A 17,208-nucleotide genomic window follows, 5' to 3' on the forward strand; every position below is an offset into this window, starting at 1 on the left:
TATGGCGCATTTTATTGACCGACGCCTGAATGGAAAAAACAAAAGTACCTTGAATCGTCAACGGTTCATCAGGCGTTATAAAAAACAGATTAAAGAAGCGGTATCTGATGCCATTAATAAGCGCAGCGTAACCGATACCACCAGCGGCGAGAGTATCTCTATTCCGCAGCGTGATATCAGTGAGCCTATTTTTCATCAAGGACGTGGTGGCGACCGTGAACAGATCCACCCAGGCAATGACCAATTCTCTACGGGCGACAAAATCAAGCGCCCGCAAGGAGGCGGTCAAGGTGGTGGTAGCGGCGAAGGTGAAGCCAGTGACTCTGGTGAAGGACAAGACGACTTTGTATTTTCTATTTCAAAAGATGAATACTTAGATTTACTGTTCGAAGATCTTGAACTGCCTAACCTGCAGCAAAACCAGCTCGATAAACTGGTGCAAATGAAAACCCATCGCGCTGGTTTTTGTAACGACGGCATGCCAAGCAATATTGATATTGTTCGCTCATTGCAAGGCTCGCTTGCTCGAAGAGTGGCAATGACTGCAGGAAAAAAACGTCACCTTGCAGAGCTTGAGGGTCAGCTCGCTCTGCTACAAGCTGAAGAGCAGCCAGACAAGGCGGCAATTGCTTTACTTGAACGACAAATTGAGGAGCTGCAAAACCGCATTAAAGCAGTGCCATTTATTGATAATTACGACTTACGTTTTCGTAATTATGAAAAGCAACCACACCCAACAAGCAAAGCTGTGATGTTTTGTTTAATGGATGTGTCTGGCTCGATGGATCAAGCAACGAAAGACATGGCAAAACGCTTTTATATTCTGCTTTATCAATTTTTAACTCGTAGCTACAAAAATATAGAAGTTGTCTATATTCGCCATCATACCCAAGCGAAAGAAGTCGATGAGCAAGAGTTTTTCTATTCTCAAGAAACGGGTGGCACCATAGTATCAAGTGCATTAAAACTGATGAACGAAATCATCGCTGAACGTTATAACCCTGAAGAGTGGAACATTTACGCAGCGCAAGCCTCTGATGGCGATAACTGGGCTGATGATTCGCCAAACTGTGGTGAAATCTTACGAAATAAACTGTTAAAGGCGGTGCGCTATTACGCCTATATCGAAATTACTGCCCGTGCTCATCAAAGTTTATGGCGAGAGTATCAATCAATAGTGCAAACCCACGACAATTTTGCCATGCAACACATTCGTGGCGTTGAGGACATTTACCCTATTTTCCGTGAATTATTTAAAAAGAATCGTCAGCAGCAAGGCGCCGCATAGCCTTGCCAGTGAGGTAAAGTATGGCCGATAAACGTATTAGCGACGGTCCTGATTGGACATTTGATCTACTAACAGAGTATCAAACTGAGATTGAACGGGTAGCGAAAATTTATAAGCTCGATACCTACCCGAATCAAATTGAGGTGATCACTGCTGAACAAATGATGGATGCCTATTCGAGTGTGGGTATGCCGATTGGCTACAGCCACTGGTCGTATGGTAAAAAATTCATTCAAACAGAGCAAAACTATAAACGTGGGCAAATGGGCCTTGCTTATGAAATAGTTATTAACTCAGACCCGTGTATTGCCTATTTAATGGAAGAAAACACCCTGCCTATGCAAGCCTTGGTAATGGCCCACGCCTGCTATGGTCACAACTCATTTTTTAAAGGCAATTACTTATTCAGAACCTGGACTGATGCCAGCTCAATTATCGATTACTTATTATTTGCCAAAAATTACATTGCCAAGTGCGAAGAGAAATACGGTATTACCGAGGTCGAAAACCTGATTGATTCATGCCATGCGTTAATGAATTATGGTGTTGACCGCTACAAACGCCCGCAACGTATTTCACTTTTTGAAGAACAAAAACGCCAACAAGAACGTGAAGACTACTTACAATCACAAGTCAACGAGTTGTGGCGCACAATCCCTACTTCGCAGCAAGAGTCGAAAAAGCGTGAGCGCCGTTTTCCAGAAGAGCCACAAGAAAACATTTTGTACTTCATCGAAAAAAATGCCCCACTACTTGAGTCATGGCAACGAGAAATAATTCGAATTGTGCGTAAAATTTCGCAATATTTTTACCCACAAAAACAAACTCAAGTGATGAATGAGGGCTGGGCTACGTTTTGGCATTATACCATTTTGAACCACCTGTACGATGAAGGTAAGCTCACCGATGCCTTTATGCTCGAGTTTTTGCAAAGTCACACCAATGTGGTGTATCAACCGCCCTACAACAGCAATTATTATTCAGGGATCAACCCCTATGCTCTTGGCTTTAACATGATGGTTGATATTCGCCGTATTTGTGAAAACCCAACAGAAGAAGACAAGAAATGGTTTCCGGAGTATGCCGGCAGCGATTGGTTAGATACCCTGCATTTTGCAATGCAAAACTTTAAAGACGAGAGCTTTATTAGCCAGTTTTTATCGCCAAAAATTATTCGTGATTTTAAGTTGTTTACCATTATTGATCATGAAAAAGAGCCGACCCTCAATGTCGGCGCCATCCATGATGAAATGGGCTATCACCAGGTTCGTGAAACCCTGTCGGCACAATACAATCTAAGTAATCACGAACCAAATATTCAAGTGTATAATGTTGATATTAGAGGAGATCGTTCACTTACTCTGCGTTATGTACCGCATAACAATATTCCGTTAGCTAAATCCAAAGATGAAGTGTTAAAACACCTTTACAGGCTATGGGGCTTTAAGGTAAAACTGGAACAAGAAACCGCAACAGGTGAAGTTTCATTATTGGGTGAATGCCCAAGCAGTGATACCCGACACACAACAGAGTAGCCAAAAATGAATAAAAAAATACTGGTGATCATCGACTCTACAGCCGATGCTAAAACGTCTATATTACATGCAAAGCAAAAAGCCAAAGGCGTGAAGCATATTGATATTGTTGCTTTTAGCTACGAAGACACCAATAACATTTTATTCTCTATTCCACCTGATGAAGCGCTCGCTATTCAAGACAAAGAGCTCGCTAAAGTCCGTGCAGCACTTGGTCCACTTATCAGTGAGCATTTAGTTGATGGTAGCTATACTTTGCAAACCCTGTGGCATGAAAGCCCAGTACAGTGGCTAGCCAATGAGCTTGATACGTCAGATTATGAAATGGTGATTAAAACTCGCCACATCGACGAAGAAACGCAATTTACAGAGCTAGACTGGCAGCTTATTCGCTTTAGTCCACTACCGCTTTATTTAGCCGCCGATAACAAGTGGCGTAACAATACCAATGTACTGGCAGCCCTTGATTTAGGCAGCGAAAAGGCGACTAAATACTGTTTAAACGAAGCAATTATCAAAGCAGGCTTAGCCTATGCTAAAGACTACGACAGCGAGTTTTACGCTTGTTATACCGTACATGTATCGCCGTTTTTACGTGATTTAGGCATTGTATTTTCAGATGAGCAAGTGATTAACGCCTTTGAAAAGCTACCCGTAGCACAGCGTACCTTAATCGAAGCGCACGACTTAAAAGACAAGCTTAAAATCAAAGCCGGTGTCGTTGAGCAAGTGATCCCAAGTGTTGCAGCTAAATTAAATGCAGACTTAGTGATTATGGGGTCGGTGGGTAATACGGGTATTAAAGGTCATTTAATTGGTAATACTGCCGAAAAAGTCATGAAGCTACTTAAAACAGATATTCTTGTTCTACCGCCACTTGGGGTTTAACCCGCAAACTTAACCAAGTTGATATCAAAAAGGGGCTTATTTGCCCCTTGTTTGTTTATAAATCTGTATAAGCTGTGACCTTGTTACGGCCGTTTTCTTTTGAGTGATATAAGGCTTTATCGGCTGCTTCAACCCACTTTTCGTAGCGATCAAACTTCTCGTCGAAGCACGCAAAACCAATACTGACCGTCAGTTGAATTTGTTTGCCATCAAAGTAAATTGATGAGTTCTCAATCAGTGTTCTTAGTCGCTCAGCAAAGATATGTGCACCTTGATGATCAGTATCAAGCAAGGTTACCGCAAACTCTTCACCGCCATAGCGACCTGCTAAGTCTGTTTCACGTAGAGTTTTACGTAGTAAGTCTGCAATATGACGCAGCGCCTCATCACCGCCACGATGGCCATGCTCATCATTCACCTTTTTAAAGTGATCAATATCAAACATTAACAAGGTGCTGCACCCGCCACTACGCACTATGCGCATGTATTCTTTGCGTAGCTTTTCTTCCCAATAACCACGGTTAGTAAGCTTAGTAAGTGCATCGGTACGGCTCATTTGTTCAAGCTTACTGTTGGCTTCTTCTAGCTCTTTTTTATTCACCGCTTCATCGGTTACATCATAGATAATGATACAGATATGCGATACTTCACCTGTGGTCGTCGTCAGCGGAATAAAAGTGGCATTTTGATACATATGATCCGCTTTACCGGTAATCGGACGGTAATTTTTAAAACGGAAAATATACGGCTGCTGCTCCCAAATAGTAAACGAGCGATTATTTAGAATGAACACAGACTCAGATTTGCTGCGAAACCATTTTTCATCAATTGATGGAAATAAGTCAAACAGGTCTTTATCTTTCACCGCGCTTGGCAATAAGCCGGAATGGTTTTCCATAAACCCATTCCAGATGCATACTTTGTAGTCTCTATCGAGCACCACTAGGCCTACATCAACGGTATTAAACATATCCATTAACCAATGGAGTTCATTCATATTAAAATCGGCTGCAGGCATAGTTTAGTCTTCTAATAAATAAGCTACTTTGTACTTAAGGGTTTTTAATGAGTCCTCGGTGAACAGCAACATCAAATCACAGTTAATATTATGATTTTCGATGCCATAGCTGATCTCAATCGCCAGCGTTCGTTGCCAGCGAGATTTATTGGCTTTTACTAAGTCGGTCACATCACAATGCTGTCCTAGCACCACAGGATGACCTTGGCTAAAACGCATATCGAGCTGTTTAGAAAGCCCAGTTAAAATCGCGCCAATTAGAATATTGCTGACATCCATCAGCAGCTCAAGCTCAACTTTATCGTTAAGCTCGCCTTCGTAATTCATAAGTGACGCAATTTCTTTAAAACTTGAATCATTCAATAGCAATAAGGCTTCACCAGATACACCACCACCGATAAAACCTTGGCACACACCAGATGTAGTGGCATTCGCATCAATCGAGCGTAAAGCCATATCGAGCTCATTTACCTCTAATACATTTACATTAGGAATAGGAAGCTTAACGAATACATTAAGAAGACGCGCTAATAAGTCCCCTGCTTGCCCCATAGCCACGTTTGTGAGCTCTTGATAGATGTCACGTACATCAGGGTCAACTTGCTCACCTAGCTTATTAGCAAGGCGCTCACGCATGGCTTTATCTTTAATGCCATGGTGCTCGATGATATTAGCAAGCTTTTCTGCAGAGCAAGGTTTTTGAATAAAGTCGATAGCGCCTAACTCAAGCACACGTTGGTGAGCGTTAGGCTGAATATCACCAGACACAACCACGGTAAGAACATGAAGGTCTTGTTCTTGAATAGCTTGAAGTACTTCGTAGCCATCCATTTCAGGCATGTTTAAATCGAGAAACAGTATTTCAGGCTGAATTTTTTTGATTTGCTCAATACAATGAACACCGTCTTCAGCAAACTCAACTTTAATATCCCAATCATCGGGTAAAGAGCGTGCTAATTGTCGACGAGCTAACTTTGAATCATCACAAACTAATACCGATGTTGACATACTCTCTCTCTAAATCCGTACTTTTTAACTAGACGCAAATTAGCCTAGCAACTTTATTCTTATTTTTATATATAAAAAATAGGGTCACGAACACATGTTAATCAAACTACTGGTTATTTACAATTTTAAATTGTACTAATCCTTGGAGCCACCTCATGAGTATAATACACTGATGTTAAATGCGTTAATTTGAAGGAATCTTATTATGTTACGTCCACTTATATTTGCATTAGGTGCAGTGTGCACGTTTAGTTATGCAGGTGATTTATCAGAAAATAGTTTAGATGCTGGTAAGGTTTCTGCCCAGTCTAAGCCAGTCACTTTACTAGGACAAGGTGTTGAAGTTGGTCAAAAAGCGCCTAATTTTAAAGTAGTAGATGGCAGCTTTACGCCAGTCACACTAGACAACTATCAAGGCCAAGCCGTGCTTTTAAGCGTTGTGCCAAGTTTAGACACCGGTGTATGTAGTATTCAAACCAAACACTTTAATGAAAAAGTAGCTTCAGAATACCCAAGTGTGGCGATGCTAACCTTAAGCGCAGACTTACCGTTCGCACAGAAGCGTTTTTGTAAAGCGGAGAATATAGACAAAGTAGTGACTTTATCTGACTCAGTATGGCGTGACTTTGGTAAGAACTATGGTTTGATTATCAAAGATATGGGCTTGTTAACCCGCGCCGTATTTGTGCTCGATAAAGAACATAACATCGTTTACAAGCAGCTTGTCGATAACCTTTCAAAAGAGCCTGATTACGACAGTGCTATTGCGGCATTAAAGAAACTGTAAAGCTCAATTTTACTTGCAGTGAGACAGACACAAAAAAACCGCCCAGAGGCGGTTTTTTATTTGTGATTCTAAAAGGTAAATTAACCTAAAAGCTCACCAAGTTGTTGGCTAACAGCTTCAACAGCTTGAGTACCGTCTAATTTGTGGTACTGAGTGTTGCCTGCTTTCGCTTCAGCTTGGTAGTAATCAACTAATGGTTTAGTTTGGTCGTGGTAAATACCTAAACGCTTACGAACTGTTTCTTCAGTGTCGTCATCACGAATGATTAGGTCTTCACCTGTGATGTCATCTTTGCCATCAACTTTAGGTGGATTATAAACAACGTGATAAACACGACCAGAGCCAGGGTGGACACGACGGCCGCCCATACGCTCAACGATGATTTCATCAGCAACGTCAAATTCGATAACGTGATCAACTACCACGCCATTCTCTTTCATTGCATCTGCTTGAGGAATAGTACGAGGGAAACCGTCTAGTAAGAAACCTTTTTCGCAATCTGGCTTAGCAATGCGCTCTTTAACTAGACCGATAATAATTTCGTCAGATACTAATTGACCTGCATCCATTACTTTTTTAGCTTCAAGACCAAGTGGTGTACCTTCTTTGATTGCTGCACGCAGCATATCGCCCGTAGAAATTTGTGGAATACCGTATTTGTCCATCAAAAACTGAGCTTGAGTACCTTTACCTGCACCCGGCGCGCCCAAAAGAATAATGCGCATATCATTGTCCTCTGTGTGATACTAATCTTAAAAATGGTCGATCAGTGGAGTTTTGTTTTTAGAGCCTGAATTCTTCCACAACTGAAGCTATACCTCAAGTAACTTATACCAATTGCCTATATTAGCAGCAATAAAAAAGGGAGCCTTGCTCCCTTTTCCAACTCATTGCGCTAAAACGCTTATTTGCTTAAATCTAGCATAAGTTTGTTCAAACGAGTTACAAAGCCTGCAGGGTCTTTTAAAGTACCGCGCTCAGCCAGTAATGCTTGATCTAGAAGTACTTGTGACCACTGAGCAAACTTGTCTTCGTCTTGTTCAACATTTAGGTGTTTAACAAGCTGATGCTCTGGGTTAAGCTCAAAAATTGGCTTTTGCTCAGGCACTGTTTGACCAACTGATTCCATTAACTTTTGCATTTGCGAGCTCATATCGTGCTCATCAGCAACAACACATGCAGGCGAGTCAGTTAGACGGTGCGTAAAGCGTACGTCTTTAACGTTATCACCTAGTGCTGTTTTAATACGCTCGACTAGGCCAGCAACTTCTTTTTCTGACTCTTCTTGCGCTTTTTTCGTTTCTTCGTCATCCATGTTGCCTAAATCTAAGTCACCACGGGTAATTGACTGGAACGATTTTTCGTTGAACTCTGTTAAGTAGCTCATCATCCACTCATCAACACGGTCGCTTAGAAGCAATACTTCGATGCCCTTCTTACGGAAGATCTCTAGGTGTGGTGAGTTCTTCGCAGCAGCAAATGAATCAGCAACTACATAGTAGATTTTGTCTTGCTCTGGCTTCATACGCTCAATGTATTGCTCAAGCGATACATTTTGAGTGCTTTCATCAGTATGTGTAGAGGCAAAACGCAGTAGCTTAGCAATCGCTTCTTTGTTAGCAGCATCTTCAGCAGGGCCTTCTTTCAACACCTGACCAAATTCGTTCCAGAACGTTTGGTAATCCTCTTCGCGGTTTTTCGCCATACGCTCAAGCATCTTAAGTACGCGCGATGTACACCCTTTACGGATTGCTTGCGTTACTTTGTTGTCTTGCAAGATTTCACGCGACACATTTAGTGGTAAGTCGTTTGAATCAAGTAAACCTTTTACAAAGCGTAAATAGCTTGGCATGAACTGCTCAGCATCATCCATAATGAAAACGCGTTGCACATACAGTTTCAAACCTGATTGACGTTCGCGGTTCCATAAATCGAAAGGTGCTTTTTTCGGGATGTATAACAAGCTGGTGTATTCTGTTTTACCTTCAACCTTGTTATGTGCCCAGCTTAGTGGCTCTTCCCAATCATGGCCGATATGCTTATAAAACTCTTTGTACTCTTCGTCTGTTACTTCTGACTTATCACGAGTCCATAGTGCTGTCGCGCGGTTAATACCTTCCCACTCGCCTGGCTGTGCTGGAATCTTCTCGCCGTCAGGACCTTCTGATTCAGGTACTTCTGCTTTATACATTTCTACTGGAATAGAAATATGGTCTGAATATTTAGTGACGATGCTACGTAGACGGAACTCATCAGCAAACTCTGTTTCGTCTTCACGAAGGTGAAGAATGATTTCAGTACCACGTGATGGTTTATCAATCTCTTGTAATGTGTACTCACCTTCGCCTGCAGATTGCCATTCAATACCTTGGCTTTCACCTGCTTTACGCGTACGCACGGTAACTTTGTCAGCAACGATAAATGCTGAGTAAAAACCAACACCAAATTGACCAATCAATTGTGAATCTTTGCTTTGGTCACCAGTTAGGTTTTGGAAAAATTCTGCGGTGCCTGATTTTGCAATTGTACCTAGTGAATTGATCACATCTTCACGACTCATACCAATACCGTTATCAGTAATGGTGACCGTGTTTGCGTCTTTATCGGCGCTGATACGTACTTTTAATTCCGCATCGTTTTCGTATAAATCGCCATTAGAAAGCGCAAGGAAACGTAATTTATCTGCCGCATCTGACGCGTTTGATACAAGCTCACGTAGGAAAATCTCTTTATTAGAGTAAAGAGAGTGAATCATCAGGTTTAATAGTTGTTTGACTTCTGTTTGAAAGCCTAATGTTTCTTTTTGTGCTGCAGTCATTGTGTAAATCTCCAATTAACAAAGTGTCTAATCTGCACTATGAGTCTTTATATGGGGCAGGCTTTTTGAACTTCAAGGCAAAAAATTAAATTTACGGCTAAATTGGGGAGCTATACACAAAAAAGCCTGCTTAAAGCAGGCTTTTGATACCATTTTCGGTATTAGTTTTGGTTTACGGCGCGTCGTCCGCTAAATGCGTGCATCAATGTCATACCATCGAGCAAGTCGAGCTCTCCACCGACAGGGACACCGTGAGCAATACGAGATGCACCAACCTGATACTTATGACAAAGCTCAGCAATGTAGTGGGCAGTGGTTTCACCTTCAACACTTGGATTGGTTGCGAGGATCACCTCATTAATGCCGCCTTGTTGCAACTTGCTTTCAAGAATATCAAGGCCAATTTCTTTTGGTCCTATGCCATCAATTGGCGACAAGTGACCCATTAAAACAAAGTAAAGACCTTGGTATTGACCAGTTTGCTCAATAGCGAGTACATCGGTTGGTGATTCAACCACACACAATAAACCACTATCTTGGCGTTTAACACTTGAACAAATATCGCATACCGCTTGCTCTGTAAAAGTACGACAAGATTGACAGTGCCCTACTTCATCCATTGCCTTGGTTAATGCATGACCAAGCTGTTTACCACCCTGACGGTCACGCTCAAGCAAATGAAAAGCAATGCGCTGTGCCGACTTAGGACCTATGCCCGGCTGGCATCGTAGCGCTTCTATTAGCTGTGTTAAACTAGGAGATAGTTGCATACAAAATCACTTAGAATGGCATTTTCATACCTGGTGGTAATTGCATACCGCCAGTTACTTTGCTCATGCGCTCTTGAGTTTCTTCAGCAACACGACGTACAGCATCGTTACACGCTGCCGCTAATAAATCTTCGATCATGTCTTTGTCGTCTTCCATTAGGCTGTCATCTAATTCAACACGACGAACATTGTGGTTACCAAGCATAGTTACTTTAACTAGGCCTGCACCTGCTTCACCTACAACTTCAAGGTTTGCGATTTCTTCTTGGGCTTTTTGCATGCGCTCTTGCATTTGCTGCGCTTGCTTCATCATGTTACCCATTCCACCTTTAAACATAACTGTCTCTCTTTCTAAACTACTTTAATTGGCATGAAGATAAGGGCTATTGTAACTAATTACAATGCCTGAATACTGTTTTCATCGATTATAGCGCTAAATAACTGCTGAAATTGCACTATATTCTCATCGCTATTTATTACATCAATCGCTTGTTGGTGACGTCCCGCATCAATTTTTTGTTGAATCAAGTACGGTGAATCAATTACGCCATCAGCAAACTCGATACTAAGCTCAACATTATGGCCGTAAATTTCACTCAATGCAGCATTGAGCTTTTGTCTAAGCACTGCGCTATCTAAATGGCGCTGTGATGAATCAACTTCAATGTGCAGCTGATTATTCTGCTTGGTAAAGATTGAATGCAGCGCAAATTGGCGCATGCGACCACCCAGTCCCATGCGTTTAATTAAATACGCCCATTCGTCTTGTTCATGTGCAAATTTAATACTGCTGATCGGGCTTTCAAAATCATCAGGTATCGGAATACTGGCTTCTTCAACTACTGGCTCTGGCGCTTTTTGTGGATTGATCTGCTCAAGTAACTCTGGCGCTAAGTTTTCGGTGATTGTTTGATGCTTTTCTCGAAAGTCGACTTTTTTTACTTTACTACTGCTCTCCCCCGTTTGCTGGGGGATGGGCTTTTTTACTTCAGCAGCCATTGCTTGCTGCTGAGGCTGAATGTTGGTCGTGGCTGTGCTTTGTTGCGCTGGCGGCTCTGCTTTGGGCTTAGCTTCAGGCTGTGGTTCTGCTTTAGCATTAGTTTGTGTTGCTGCACCACTTAAACGCCCGGCACCTGAAATATTGCGGTCTTGTAAAATACGAGCAATGGCTGACTGCGCCTGACTTTGCTGCTGTTGTAATTGTGCAGGTGCAGTTTGCTGTTGCTGAGGCGCAGATGCTTCATTGGCAGTAAAGCCCTGATCATAGGCGCTATTCATCACATCATCGTATTGCGCAGCAAGTGATGAGTCCATTTCTGCATCATGATCGTCCATGTAATCTTGCGAAGAATACTCTGGTGATGAGTACTCAGCTGCAGGCACTTGCTCTGAGTGGCTTTGCTCTTGCTGTTGAGGCGCTGGTTGAACTTCAGCAACCATTGCAGTTTCAACTGATTGCTGAGGCTGTTGACCAACACCAGGCTGCTCTACTGCTGTTGCTTCAACTTGCTGGGCAGGCTCATGGCTATGTGCCGTTTCTGCCTTGGCAGCTTGATTAGGTTCTGCTTGAATAGGCTCAGCTTGTGTTGGCTGTGGCTCTGAAGGAACAGCAGTTGTCTGTGCAGAGCTATGTGCAACTGGTGCTTGCTCTGAAGCTGCTTGTTCACGTTGCGCCGTAGATTTTTTCAAAATATCACGCAGTGCACCGGCACCACTTGGCTTAACCTGTTGCTGGGTATTCGTTGGTGTTTGGCTTTGTGCAAATTGCGTAGGTTGGAATGCAAGCAGTCGCAACATGATCATTTCAAAGCCAAGTTTAGCATCGGGTGCCCATTGCAAATCTTTTTTTCCATTTAATAGCAATTGGTAGTAAACCTGCATCTGCTGTGCATCAGTGGTTTGTGCCACCTGCTCAATAAAATCTCGGTTAGTATCATCAAGTGCCGCTGCACTAGGCACAAGTTGCACAAGCTGAATAAGATGCGTCAGGGCAATTAAATCGTCGAGCAAGGCTACAAAGTTAGGGTTTCGGCTAACGACCGCTTTTACTTCTTGAAGTAACGCATCGCCATCTTGGCACAATAACGCTGCTAACATGGTTTGGCTATATTGAGTATCCATCAAGCCAAGCATAGTTTGCACAGCCTGATGATTAATATTGCCATTGGTTTGCGCAATTGCTTGGTCTGTAAGACTCAGTGCATCACGCATACTACCATCGGCTGCCTTAGCTAAAATAGACAATGATTTATCATCAAAACTTAGCTGTTCTTGATTAAGAACATGGGCAAGCTGATCATGAATTTCTGATTGCGACAAAGCATTTAAATTAAACTGTAAGCAACGCGATAAAATCGTCACTGGCAGTTTTTGCGGATCGGTTGTCGCTAATAAAAACTTCACATGCTCTGGGGGCTCTTCCAATGTTTTAAGTAATGCATTGAAACTGTGCTTTGACAGCATGTGAACTTCATCGATTAGGTATACCTTGTAACGACCACGTGTTGGTGCGTATTGAACGTTATCAAGGATTTCGCGGGTATCTTCTACTTTGGTACGTGATGCCGCATCGATTTCTAATAAATCGATATAACGGCCTGCTTCTATGTCAGTACAACTTGAACATTGGCCGCATGGCTCAGCAGAGATACCCTTATCGCAGTTGAGGCTTTTAGCGAATATACGTGCAATGGTTGTTTTACCCACCCCACGGGTTCCAGTAAAGAGATAAGCATGATGGAGTCTATTTTGTGTTAATGCATTAACCAATGCCTGTTTAACATGAGACTGCCCCACTAACTCGTGAAAGGTTTGTGGTCGCCATTTCCTTGCCAGAACCTGATAACTCATTAATTATTCGCCTTCGAATTCAACCAACTTTAAGATTTTGATGCCCATATCAGCAACTCGTTGTTCACCACCAAGCTCAGGTAAAGAAACAACAAATGCTGCATCAGTTGCGTTACCGCCTAGTTTAGCAACTAATTTTGCAGTTGCTTCGATTGTGCCACCTGTCGCTAGTAAGTCATCTACCAGTAACACTTTATCGCCAGGGACAATTGCGTCTGTATGAAGCTCAAGAATATCTTCACCATACTCTAATTGGTAACTTTGTGAAATCACTTCGCGAGGAAGTTTGCCTGGTTTACGAACTGGAATGAATGGAATACCTAGTGCATAAGAAAGTGGTGCACCAAAGATAAAGCCACGAGATTCAGTACCGATGATTTTTGTAAAACCTTGGTCTTTATATGCTGCGATAAAGCTGTCGATAGTTGCTTTAAATGCGTCAGCATTAGCCATTAAAGTTGTTACGTCGCGGAACATAATGCCCGGCTTTGGGTAATCAGCGATCGTTGCAATGCTCTGTTTGATGAGCGTTGAAGTTGCTTGAGTCATAATTATACTGCTCAAAAAGTTTATCTAACAAAGCTCGAGAGTATAACATCACCTTAGGGGAAAGTCGGTAGCAAGTTTCGAAATTAATCACTTAACAAGAAATATCAACTATAAAAAAGGCTGCATTATGCAGCCTATTGTCTTAAATTTGCTTACGCAGATTAAGATAAAGAAGTGATCCAACCAAGAATAGCGTTTAGACAGCCAATGCCACCGAATACAGCTAAAAACGCAATGAAATAAGTTGCATTGAACGGATCTTTAAAGTCTTTATCATTCGACATAGTTACTACCTTTATTTAAGCACGACAAAATAAGGCGCACATAATAGTCGAACTGCCCTCATCAATAAAGAGCTTTAGCCGATTTTTAAACCAATGTATTAGTCACCACAATGCCGCGCTCTGCCATGGCACTTAAGGTATTGAGCGCTCCCTGATACAGCTGCTCTTGGCTAAATTGAGGCGCATGCTCTGCAACTGCTTGGCATACATCATTTAAATCTGCACCCGGCTGAGATTCTATGATATTAAGAAGTAATGCGGTCATCGCATTTGTCGATAAAAATTGTACTTCGTCATCGCTATCACGATAAACCACAAAGTAACTTGGTTGTGCTGCCGGTTCACTTGGTTGATTATCTGCACTGATGGTATGAACAGGAAAACTGTAACTCAAGTTACGCGCAAGTGAACTTAAGAATAATGCAGAGCTTGTCACTTGATGAGCCGATAAGCTCACTTCTTCTGCCACCTCTTGAGCAACCGATACATCAAGCTCAACCCATTCATAGTGCGCTAGTTCTAACATAAACGCGGGATCATCACTTTGCACTTCATAGTCATTAGCAAGAAAGGTCAAAAACTCCCCTGCAATATCTAAAAAATAAGGAGATTTACAATCATGCTGGCTAAAAAACTGCCTAACGAGGCTATACCAAGCTTGCTCTGAATATAAACTTTTTAGTACTGGATACGCAGAGCTAACAAAGCCATCCACATTGTTAAAAAATAAGTCTCGGTAAATCGCCATCCGGCGCTCTTCAACATCACTAGGCTTAGCATGTTGCTGAGGGTCGCGGATATGCGCCATAAACGCTTGCTGTACTTGAGTAAAATGTTCAGGCACTGTGTTTCACCCTGGCTTGGTTTTGCTTGCTCGCTGTTTGCTGCAGTGCTTCAATGGTTTTTAGCTCGGTTAACAACTCACTCATCGGCGGAATATTAAAATCACGCTCTAACAAGGTGGGAAATACCCCATGAACTTCATAAGCTTTTTCAAGTAATTGCCAAACAGGATCGATAACTGGCGCACCGTGGGTATCAACCAGTAAATCTTCTGCCTCAGTGTAGTGGCCCGCAACATGCCCATAGGCAATACGTTTTGTTGGTAACGCCGCTAGGAATTGCTCAGCGTCGTAACCATGATTAATCGAATTAACGTAAATGTTATTCACGTCGAGCAGTAGTTTACAATCCGCTTCTTCTAAAACGGCATTGGTAAATTCAAGTTCTGTCATTTGCTGGCCGGGCGCGCCATAGTAAGAGACATTTTCGATGGCAATTGGCTGCTCTAGAATATCTTGTACTTGCATAATACGAGAGGCCACATGTTTAATTGCATCTTCAGTAAACGGAATAGGCATTAAATCGTACATATGCCCTTCGCCCGAGCAGTAGCTTAAGTGTTCGCTGAATAAACGAATATTATGCTCTTTAAAGAAAGCTTTTAGCGATTGCACAAAGTCAATATCAAGTGCTGCAGGTGAGCCAATCGACAACGATAAACCATGGCATACAAAGGCATGTTGTTCGGTAAGCTGTTTAAACTGTTTACCAAAACGCCCGCCTAGCTTGAGCCAATTTTCTGGTGCAACTTCTAAAAACTCAATGGGTTTTGGAACATCAATGAGCATTTCATCAAGCATTTCTCGGCGCAAACCTAAACCAACCTGCCCAAAATCAGCTACTGATTCTTTTAACATACTACCTCCTACTAAAAAGGGCCTTTACGGCCCTTTTAAAAGCTAAATGAGCGCTTAGTGGTTAGAACCACATTTACCTTCGCCACACTTACCTTCTTTAGCTTTCTTTTTGTCTGCGCCACATTTACCTTCGCCGCACTTTCCTTCTTTAGCTGCTTTTTTGTCTGCGCCACATTTACCTTCGCCGCACTTGCCTTCTTTAGCTGCTTTTTTGTCCGCGCCACATTTACCTTCGCCGCACTTGCCTTCTTTAGCTGCTTTTTTGTCTGCGCCACATTTACCTTCGCCGCACTTGCCTTCTTTAGCTGATTTTTTGTCTGCGCCGCATTTACCTTCGCCGCACTTGCCTTCTTTTTCAGCTTTTTTATCGCCGCCGCATTTACCTTCACCACATTTACCTTCTGCGGCATCTAGTTGATAGCCTGCTTGCATTTGCTGAAATTCAAATGGGTTTGCACTGGCATCAGTGGCTGCAAAACTTGACGCACCTACGACAACCGCACCTAATGTTAATGCAATTGAATTTTTCTTAACTGTGTTCATTCGATGACTCTCTTTTTTATAAAGGGTTATTAAACAAGACCCGAGAACTAAAAATTACTTTCAAAATTTTTATAATTATTTTCTGAAACTACCCAGAATGCAAATTACGATTTATAAAACAATCCAGAACAGCTAGAATACGCGTCCTAATTTTTGATGAGTTAACAGGTATCATGCGACTAGTTTTAGCACCGATGGAAGGCGTTGTGGATTTTAAAATGCGACAACTCCTAACTGATTTAGGTGGATTTGATTTATGCGTAACAGAGTTTGTTCGTGTCGTTGAAGACACACTGCCCGAACGCGTATTTCATCGTTATTGTCCGGAGCTGAAAACAGGTGGCTATACCCGTGCAGGTACGCCAGTGCGTATTCAATTATTAGGTCAAGTTGCCGATGCTTTGGCAGCAAATGCTGTTAAAGCAATACGCCTAGGCTCCCATGGCATCGACTTAAATTTTGGTTGCCCTGCTAAAACAGTGAACAAAAGTAAAGGTGGTGCGGTACTGTTAAAAGACCCTGAGCACATGTACGAAATTATTAAGGCCGTGCGTGATGCTGTTGATCCTTGCCATGAAGTTAGTGCCAAAATTAGGCTTGGTTTTGATGATGATAGTAATAGCCAAGAAATTGTTGATGCTGTTGTTAGCGCGGGTGCTTCAAGTCTTGCTATTCATGCCAGAACTAAAAGAGATGGTTACAACCCACCGGCATATTGGGAAAAAATCCCCCCATTGATCAAAGATAAAAATATTTCGGTCGTTGCTAACGGCGAAATTTGGCAAGTTGAAGATGCCATGCTTTGTCAAAAGCGCAGTCATTGCCAAGACCTAATGCTTGGTCGTGGTGCATTAGCGATGCCTGATTTAGCAAAACAAATAAAATCTCATGCAGAAAACGAGCATTACACTCCGATGTTATGGGAGCATGTGATATACCACATTATTCATTCATCTATGCATCAAGACGAGAGCAAATGTGAAAAGTATTTTGCTTCTCGTACTAAGCAGTGGCTCGGCTATTTAAAACGCCAATACCCACAAGCTAACACACTTTTTGATGAGATCCGCCGCCTAAAAGCCAAAGATGAAGTTGCAGATGTACTAAGAAAGTACGCGAAAGCGCCGAGTATTGATACAAATCATAATTAGCCAATCGATTTTGTTTGAT

Annotated in this window: 17 protein-coding genes; 5 read left to right on the forward strand and 12 right to left on the reverse strand. The window is 42.2% G+C overall.

Features of this window, described 5'->3' with window-relative positions; translation table 11 throughout:
• The first annotated feature begins 1 nt into the window (after nucleotide 1).
• The 3 genes from HUS61_RS03255 to HUS61_RS03265 are packed head-to-tail and all read left to right on the forward strand — an operon-like array spanning nucleotide 2 to nucleotide 3,711.
• Nucleotides 2-1,288 (forward strand): YeaH/YhbH family protein, encoded by a 1,287-nt coding sequence (locus HUS61_RS03255; protein ID WP_130167088.1) that lies wholly within the window; start codon nucleotides 2-4, stop codon nucleotides 1,286-1,288.
• Nucleotides 1,289-1,308: 20 nt separating this feature from the next.
• The gene (locus tag HUS61_RS03260; RefSeq protein WP_175082184.1) at nucleotides 1,309-2,823 is read left to right on the forward strand and encodes a SpoVR family protein; all 1,515 of its coding nucleotides are present in this window, start codon (nucleotides 1,309-1,311) and stop codon (nucleotides 2,821-2,823) included.
• A 6-nt stretch (nucleotides 2,824-2,829) separates the two neighbouring features.
• Nucleotides 2,830-3,711: a universal stress protein gene (locus tag HUS61_RS03265; protein ID WP_175082183.1), complete on the forward strand. Its 882-nt coding sequence runs from the start codon at nucleotides 2,830-2,832 to the stop codon at nucleotides 3,709-3,711.
• 55 nt (nucleotides 3,712-3,766) lie between these two features.
• Here HUS61_RS03265 and HUS61_RS03270 read toward each other — a convergent pair whose 3' ends face one another.
• Both HUS61_RS03270 and HUS61_RS03275 read right to left on the reverse strand, forming a co-directional pair.
• Nucleotides 3,767-4,729, reverse strand: a complete 963-nt coding sequence (locus tag HUS61_RS03270; protein WP_175082182.1) for a diguanylate cyclase — start codon at nucleotides 4,727-4,729, stop codon at nucleotides 3,767-3,769.
• A 3-nt stretch (nucleotides 4,730-4,732) separates the two neighbouring features.
• On the reverse strand, nucleotides 4,733-5,737 hold the full coding sequence (locus tag HUS61_RS03275; RefSeq protein WP_175079076.1) for a response regulator: 1,005 nt from the start codon (nucleotides 5,735-5,737) through the stop codon (nucleotides 4,733-4,735).
• Nucleotides 5,738-5,942: 205 nt separating this feature from the next.
• Here HUS61_RS03275 and tpx point away from each other — a divergent pair, with 205 nt between their 5' ends.
• The gene (gene tpx, locus HUS61_RS03280; RefSeq protein WP_175082181.1) at nucleotides 5,943-6,524 is read left to right on the forward strand and encodes a thiol peroxidase; all 582 of its coding nucleotides are present in this window, start codon (nucleotides 5,943-5,945) and stop codon (nucleotides 6,522-6,524) included.
• Nucleotides 6,525-6,604: 80 nt separating this feature from the next.
• On the opposite strand, the gene adk is transcribed toward tpx, so the two are convergent.
• The 10 genes from adk to HUS61_RS03325 form a co-directional block, all read right to left on the reverse strand.
• Nucleotides 6,605-7,249: an adenylate kinase gene (gene adk / locus HUS61_RS03285; RefSeq protein ID WP_036967590.1), complete on the reverse strand. Its 645-nt coding sequence runs from the start codon at nucleotides 7,247-7,249 to the stop codon at nucleotides 6,605-6,607.
• 179 nt (nucleotides 7,250-7,428) lie between these two features.
• Nucleotides 7,429-9,342 carry a molecular chaperone HtpG gene (gene htpG, locus HUS61_RS03290; RefSeq protein WP_175082180.1) on the reverse strand — a complete coding sequence of 638 codons (1,914 nt, stop codon included), beginning with the start codon at nucleotides 9,340-9,342 and terminating at the stop codon, nucleotides 7,429-7,431.
• Between the two features lie 161 nt (nucleotides 9,343-9,503).
• Nucleotides 9,504-10,112: a recombination mediator RecR gene (gene recR / locus HUS61_RS03295; protein WP_054551546.1), complete on the reverse strand. Its 609-nt coding sequence runs from the start codon at nucleotides 10,110-10,112 to the stop codon at nucleotides 9,504-9,506.
• Nucleotides 10,113-10,122: 10 nt separating this feature from the next.
• Nucleotides 10,123-10,449: a YbaB/EbfC family nucleoid-associated protein gene (locus HUS61_RS03300; RefSeq protein WP_054551547.1), complete on the reverse strand. Its 327-nt coding sequence runs from the start codon at nucleotides 10,447-10,449 to the stop codon at nucleotides 10,123-10,125.
• A gap of 59 nt (nucleotides 10,450-10,508) precedes the next feature.
• Complete coding sequence (gene dnaX / locus HUS61_RS03305) at nucleotides 10,509-12,962, reverse strand: DNA polymerase III subunit gamma/tau (protein WP_175082179.1); 2,454 nt, start codon at nucleotides 12,960-12,962, stop codon at nucleotides 10,509-10,511.
• Nucleotides 12,963-12,965: 3 nt separating this feature from the next.
• Entirely contained in the window at nucleotides 12,966-13,511 is a 546-nt protein-coding gene (gene apt, locus HUS61_RS03310; protein ID WP_054551549.1) for an adenine phosphoribosyltransferase, read from the reverse strand.
• A 161-nt stretch (nucleotides 13,512-13,672) separates the two neighbouring features.
• The gene (locus tag HUS61_RS21595) at nucleotides 13,673-13,795 is read right to left on the reverse strand and encodes a hypothetical protein (RefSeq protein ID WP_254907726.1); all 123 of its coding nucleotides are present in this window, start codon (nucleotides 13,793-13,795) and stop codon (nucleotides 13,673-13,675) included.
• Nucleotides 13,796-13,880: 85 nt separating this feature from the next.
• Nucleotides 13,881-14,639 carry a DUF2063 domain-containing protein gene (locus HUS61_RS03315; protein WP_282658898.1) on the reverse strand — a complete coding sequence of 253 codons (759 nt, stop codon included), beginning with the start codon at nucleotides 14,637-14,639 and terminating at the stop codon, nucleotides 13,881-13,883.
• The gene (locus HUS61_RS03320; RefSeq protein ID WP_175082178.1) at nucleotides 14,632-15,495 is read right to left on the reverse strand and encodes a DUF692 domain-containing protein; all 864 of its coding nucleotides are present in this window, start codon (nucleotides 15,493-15,495) and stop codon (nucleotides 14,632-14,634) included. The genes HUS61_RS03315 and HUS61_RS03320 overlap by 8 nt, the downstream gene beginning before the upstream one ends.
• A 54-nt stretch (nucleotides 15,496-15,549) precedes the next feature.
• On the reverse strand, nucleotides 15,550-16,038 hold the full coding sequence (locus HUS61_RS03325; protein WP_175082177.1) for a hypothetical protein: 489 nt from the start codon (nucleotides 16,036-16,038) through the stop codon (nucleotides 15,550-15,552).
• 173 nt (nucleotides 16,039-16,211) lie between these two features.
• Between HUS61_RS03325 and HUS61_RS03330 the strand changes: the two genes are divergently transcribed.
• Entirely contained in the window at nucleotides 16,212-17,189 is a 978-nt protein-coding gene (locus HUS61_RS03330) for a tRNA-dihydrouridine synthase (protein WP_175082176.1), read from the forward strand.
• The last annotated feature ends 19 nt before the right edge of the window (nucleotides 17,190-17,208 follow it).

This window comes from Pseudoalteromonas sp. 0802 (assembly GCF_013350085.1).
In the GTDB taxonomy this organism is placed as follows: Bacteria; Pseudomonadota; Gammaproteobacteria; order Enterobacterales; family Alteromonadaceae; genus Pseudoalteromonas.